Origin of the sequence: Pseudovibrio sp. POLY-S9, assembly GCF_001431305.1 — a bacterium.
Taxonomy (GTDB): domain Bacteria; phylum Pseudomonadota; class Alphaproteobacteria; order Rhizobiales; family Stappiaceae; genus Pseudovibrio.
The window spans coordinates 63,821-69,432 of record NZ_LCWX01000086.1; the positions used below are offsets into that span (position 1 = coordinate 63,821).

General features: G+C 52.5%; 6 protein-coding genes and 1 pseudogene. All 7 read right to left on the reverse strand.

What is annotated here, in order from left to right; translation table 11 throughout:
- A pseudogene (locus tag PPL9_RS31155) lies at nucleotides 1-228 on the reverse strand (peptidoglycan-associated lipoprotein); the annotation flags it as partial.
- Nucleotides 229-368: 140 nt separating this feature from the next.
- The gene (tolB, locus tag PPL9_RS06785) at nucleotides 369-1,706 is read right to left on the reverse strand and encodes a Tol-Pal system beta propeller repeat protein TolB (RefSeq protein WP_063291572.1); all 1,338 of its coding nucleotides are present in this window, start codon (nucleotides 1,704-1,706) and stop codon (nucleotides 369-371) included.
- 55 nt (nucleotides 1,707-1,761) lie between these two features.
- On the reverse strand, nucleotides 1,762-2,697 hold the full coding sequence (locus PPL9_RS06790) for a hypothetical protein (protein ID WP_057461979.1): 936 nt from the start codon (nucleotides 2,695-2,697) through the stop codon (nucleotides 1,762-1,764).
- A gap of 6 nt (nucleotides 2,698-2,703) precedes the next feature.
- Complete coding sequence (gene tolR, locus PPL9_RS06795; RefSeq protein ID WP_057461980.1) at nucleotides 2,704-3,162, reverse strand: protein TolR; 459 nt, start codon at nucleotides 3,160-3,162, stop codon at nucleotides 2,704-2,706.
- Between the two features lie 3 nt (nucleotides 3,163-3,165).
- On the reverse strand, nucleotides 3,166-3,951 hold the full coding sequence (tolQ, locus tag PPL9_RS06800) for a protein TolQ (RefSeq protein WP_057461981.1): 786 nt from the start codon (nucleotides 3,949-3,951) through the stop codon (nucleotides 3,166-3,168).
- A gap of 245 nt (nucleotides 3,952-4,196) precedes the next feature.
- A complete protein-coding gene (ybgC, locus tag PPL9_RS06805; protein WP_057461982.1) occupies nucleotides 4,197-4,658 on the reverse strand; it encodes a tol-pal system-associated acyl-CoA thioesterase in 462 nt (153 codons plus the stop codon).
- Nucleotides 4,659-4,667: 9 nt separating this feature from the next.
- On the reverse strand, nucleotides 4,668-5,612 hold a 945-nt coding region (ruvB, locus tag PPL9_RS06810; RefSeq protein WP_244273360.1), incomplete at its 5' end, for a Holliday junction branch migration DNA helicase RuvB.

Here is a 5,612-nt window from a genome sequence, read left to right on the forward strand (position 1 = left end):
AGCCTGCTTGTCCAGCACTGCTCGAGCAGAACCATCAATGGAGCTCTGGTTATTGAGGAAGAATACACGATCCCCAACATTCACAACGAAGTCCTGTCCAGAGCCAGCTGCAACAGAACTATTGCCACTGGTTAGTTCAGGGCGTGTCTGCGAACAAGCTGCTGCGACGAGACACACAGCCACCACAGCGGCGAAACGCGCTCCGCGCGCGAACAGCGTCTTTGACATTTATAGAATCTCCTGTCCCTCAAACCCCGAGGGTTAAAAAAGCCCTAGACCAACTTGGTTAAGGGTAACTTGAATTTATTGGTTAATGAAGTGCTAATGCCCCCAAATTCCCGCAAGAAATTAGGGGCTCAGCTTTTTGATTAGTCGAGCAACGGAGACCACGCTGGATCTGAAGCAAAGTTTGGCGTCTGAACCAGCTGTTCATTATAGCCAGTCAGGTCAACCGTCCAGACCTGAGGACCGCCCTGCTCACCCACAGTATCCCGGAAGAAAGTCAACACACGTCCATTCGGAGACCACGCAGGCCCCTCGTTGTGATAGCCCTCGGTGAGAATACGCTCCCCTTTGCCATCCGGACGAATAACGCCAATCATGAAGCGCCCCTGATGCACCTTGGTAAAGGCAATCAAATCACCGCGCGGCGACCACACAGGCGTAGAATACTGACCTGGACCAAAGGAAATGCGCGTTGCTCCACTTCCATTAGAATTCATCACATAAAGCTGCTGAGAACCGCCACGGTCACTTTCAAACACCACCTGACTTCCATCCGGAGAGAAGGAAGGACTGGTGTCAATTGCAGCTGTGTTGGTCAGACGCGTTGTCCGGCGAGTACGCAAATCCATGAGATAAAGGTTGGCGTTGCTGCCTTGCTGCAAACTCATGATGACCTTTTGACCATCAGGCGAGAAGCGCGGCGCAAACGTCATACCCGGGAAGTTGCCGAGAACCTCACGCTGTCCAGTTTCAATGTTGAACAGGTAAACCTGCGGATTACCGCCCACATAAGACATGTAGGTCACTTCCTGTGAGACAGGAGAGAACCGAGGTGTCAGCACAAGATCATCACCACGGGTCAAGTAGCGCACATTAGCACCATCCTGATCCATGATCGCAAGACGCTTACGGCGCGCATCCTTCGGACCGCTTTCATCAATAAAGACCACACGGGTATCGAAGTAGCCTTTCTCACCAGTCAAACGCTGGTAAACCGCATCGGAAATAATGTGTGCCAGACGACGCCAGTTTTCCGGTGTGGTGAAGAACTGCTGGCCAATCAACTGCTGACCGGCAAACACATCCCACAAACGAAATTCTGCCCGGATCTGTCCGTTTGCCTGCTGCGCAATGGAACCAGTCACCAAAGCCTGAGAACCAATGGTTCTCCAATCGCCAAAGCGCGGCATGGTGCCTACATTCATTCCCTGCTGAATATGCGCTGTCGGATCAATCGGACGGAACAAGCCCGAGCGCTGCAAATCCGCTGCAACAACTTGAGAAATCTGCCCTGCCACATCTTCCTGCAAGCCGGAACCTGCAAAGGGAGAAATTGCAATCGGCATAGGTTCAACGTTGCCCTGAGTAATATCGAGTTCAATCAGGGCATATGCAGGTTGAGAGATCGCAGCAACAGTAACAGCAGCAGCCACAAGGCGACATGCATGACGCCACAGCTGCTTGACTCCTGTTGTACGCATTGGGTTAAGCCCCATCACAAAGGACATAGACCTAAGCTCCTTTCAATCTCAATACCTAGTATCCAAGCATATCGCGAGGATCAAAATTCAAGATGACGGTTTTCCATGCATCATATTTAGCTGCTGGCAGAGAATACGGACCGCAGCGATAGACCGCGCGTTCTGCACTGCTTGCAGCAGCTCTGAATGTCGGGTTACTGCTGGAATTCAGAACCTTTATCTGCCCTTCAACTTCACCGGTACGGCTCAAGTTAAACTCTAGGCGAACGTTAAGATCTTCAGCACCAGCGGCACCCACAGGTGGGTTCCAGCACCGGGCAACCTGTCCGCGAAGCGCATCCAGTTCAGACTGGCTCATCTTCACGTTGGTCTGACCCAATTCGGATCCAAGAGAAGCCGGTTTTGCGGACTTTGCAGTCCCGCTCGACTTCGCATTCGTTTTGTTCAGCAAAGCCGCCATCTTCGAGTTAAAGTCTTCCTTCTTCTTCGGCTCTTCCTTCTTCGGCGCTTTAGGGCGCGCTGGAGGCTTTGGCTTGGAACGTGGACGGACTTTAACGACCTGCTTCGGCTTTTCTGTTTTTTCTATTTCAGGACCAAGTTCTGCAGTCTCCGCAGGAGCCTTCTCTTTTGGCACTTCCTTTGGGGCTGGATCTGGCTCAGCTGGTTCTGGTGGTGGCGGCGGTGTTTCAGCCTGCTGCACTTCCTTTTTCGCTTCCTGAACCTTCTTCACCTCTTTCTTAGCTTCACCGGTCTTTTTCTCCGGCTCTGGCTTTTCTGCAGGCTTCTTGGTCGGCTGCAACGCAGCCTCTTTGATTTCCTTCGCTTCTTTTGTACCCAGCTGCAGCTTTGTCAGCTCGCTCACAGGCACAAGATCCACGGGCAGTGAATCCACCGGGGCAGTGGTCAGCTCTTTACCGAAGTTAAGCGAAACCGCTCCGGCAACAAGCACGACCACGTGAACAATTAGCGATGCGATAAGGCCTGCACGCATTCCCGGTTAACCCTGCTCCTCTAGAGTGACGAGCCCGATGCGCTTGTATCCAGCAGCATTGATGCGACCCATAACTTTCATGATGATTCCATAATCGGCATCCTGATCACCACGCACGTAGATACGCTCGTTGTAACCATTCTCGGCAATCGCACCGAGTTTCGCGATCAACTCATCAATAGGGATCTCAGTATCCTGAATGAACACGCCCCCATCAGACTTCACCGAAATCGCTATCGGCTCAGTGTCACCTTCCATCGCTTTTGCGCGAGTTTCAGGCAGGTCAATCGGCACGCCGACAGTCAGCAAGGGAGCTGCCACCATAAAGATGATCAGCAGTACCAGCATCACGTCCACCATCGGCGTTACGTTGATCTCGCTCATCGGTGCGTGAGAATGCCTGCGGCGACCACGTCTGCCACCTGCACGACCACCACCACCAGCTGCTCCAGTGCTCATACCCATGGGTTATCCTCGCTCATCAATGCGGCGGGACAAAATGGCGGAAAACTCGTCTGCAAAGCCTTCCATACGCGCGGCAAGCTTGCCGGAATCGCTCTGCAGTTTGTTGTAAGCAATAACCGCCGGAATAGCTGCAATCAGGCCCAGACCGGTCGCAAACAGCGCCTCGGCGATACCTGGAGCCACAACGGCAAGGTTGGTGTTCTTGGAAGCTGCAATAGACGTAAACGCATTCATGATGCCCCAGACCGTACCAAACAGACCAACAAATGGAGCCGCACTGCCGATTGTTGCAAGGAACAACAGGCGTTTTTCAAGCCGCTCAACTTCACGGGAGATGGTCAAATCCATCACGCGGTCGATACGCTGCTGCAGGCTGGCAATCGCAGGCTTATCCCCTTCATGAGAGCGCTTCCACTCACGCATCGCAGCCACAAACAATGCGGACATGCCGTTATTCGCACGGGAGGATAAAGACTTGTAAAGCTCTTCGAGAGATTGGCCGGACCAGAACACATTCTCAAAACGGTTCATCTGGCGACGAGAGCGACCATACAGAACAATCTTGTCAAAGATTATCGCCCAGCTCCAGACAGAAGCAGCGATCAGACCGATCATTACAATCTTGACGACGATGTCTGCTTCCAGAAACAACGAAATGTAGGACAAGCCCGAACCCGGAGCTGCACCCAGCTCAACAGATTGCACGTCCTGAGCCGTTGCAGCCAATGGCGTCAACAAAGCCACCGCTGCGCTCATGGCCACAACGAGTTTCATCACCTTAGAGTTCATGTAATAAGGACCTCTTGCCCTGATAACCCAAAGACCTGTCCACGGTAGAACCCCTGCCATGGACACAACCAGTCTATTAAACATTTAGCAGCCTTCCTGCCTGTCGAATTTGGCGAAACTTCGACTACAGCCAGCATTGAAGGCATAAATGAAAAGACCTGTTTAAGGTTACTGAAGGATTAAAAGGTTTCCAGTCCCGTTTACTTTGAATGAATATTGGTGATTTTTCGCGATGATTATCGCGCTTATTCGCCGTTCATTTGGGCGACTAGATCCTTGGGCAATCTGCGTGGTTTCCCGTCCGCAGAAATGGCCACGGCAGTCACACGCGCTTTGATCAAAACTTCGTCACCACGCATAACTCTCTGGCTTATAAACATCCGGACACCCTTCACTTCACTGATATCCGTATGAACTTCAAGCACATCATCGATTCGTGCAGGCTTGAGAAAATCAATGTCCATATGGCGAACAGCAAACGCCAGACGCTCCCCATGCATGCCTGAATCCAGCTCATGATGATGCACACCGCGCAGACGCAGCAGCTCAGTGCGGCCACGCTCCATGAACTTCAGATAAGCCGCATGATAGACGACGCCGGAAAAGTCGGTGTCCTCGTAATACACACGCACAGGCAAAATATGTTCGTTACCGTCAATTCGCCCCGTCAGATCGGGCCAATTTGCCTCAGTTTTTTTAGTGTTCATATCTGCAGGTCAGTCTTCAGCGTGTTGAAAAAGAGCCATCTGAGGTGCATTCGGGTTATCAGGCACCACCAAACCAAGGTGTTTGAAAGCGATTGGCGTCAAAATTCGGCCACGCGGTGTCCGTTGTAGATAGCCATTCTGGATAAGATACGGCTCAACAATCTCTTCAATCGCATCCCGCGGCTCAGAAAGAGCAGCTGCAATCGTCTCAATCCCAACAGGGCCACCACCAAAGTTCAGCGCAATCTGCTTCAGATAACGCCGATCGAGGCTGTCAAAGCCAGCACTGTCCACTTCCAGCTGCCGCAAAGCTCGGTCAGCAAGCCCACTATCAATCTCAGCATCCCCGGCAACAATCGCAAAGTCCCGCACACGACGTAACAAACGTCCTGCAATACGCGGTGTCCCGCGGGAGCGCTTGGCAATCTCTCGTGCACCAGCATCACTCATACCGATTCCCAAGAGTCGCGCACCGCGCTTCACAATCAGCTCCAGCTCTTCCGGAGTATAAAACTCAAGCCGAACAGGAATGCCAAACCGGTCACGCAACGGCGTCGTCAGCAAGCCAATACGGGTCGTTGCGGCCACCAAAGTAAACTTGGCAAGGTCAATCTTCACAGATCGCGCAGCTGGCCCTTCACCAATGATGAGGTCGAGCTGGTAATCCTCCATTGCCGGATACAACACCTCTTCAACCGCAGGGTTGAGACGGTGGATCTCATCAATGAACAAAACATCCCGATCTTCCAGATTGGTCAGCAGCGCAGCCAGATCACCCGCTTTTGCAATCACGGGGCCGGAAGTTGCCCGGAAGTTCACACCAAGTTCACGCGCCATAATCTGTGCCAGCGTTGTCTTGCCAAGGCCCGGAGGCCCGACAAACAACACATGATCCAGCGCTTCACTCCGTGCTTTCGCCGCTCCAATGAAAACCTTCAGGTTTTCACGAGCCTG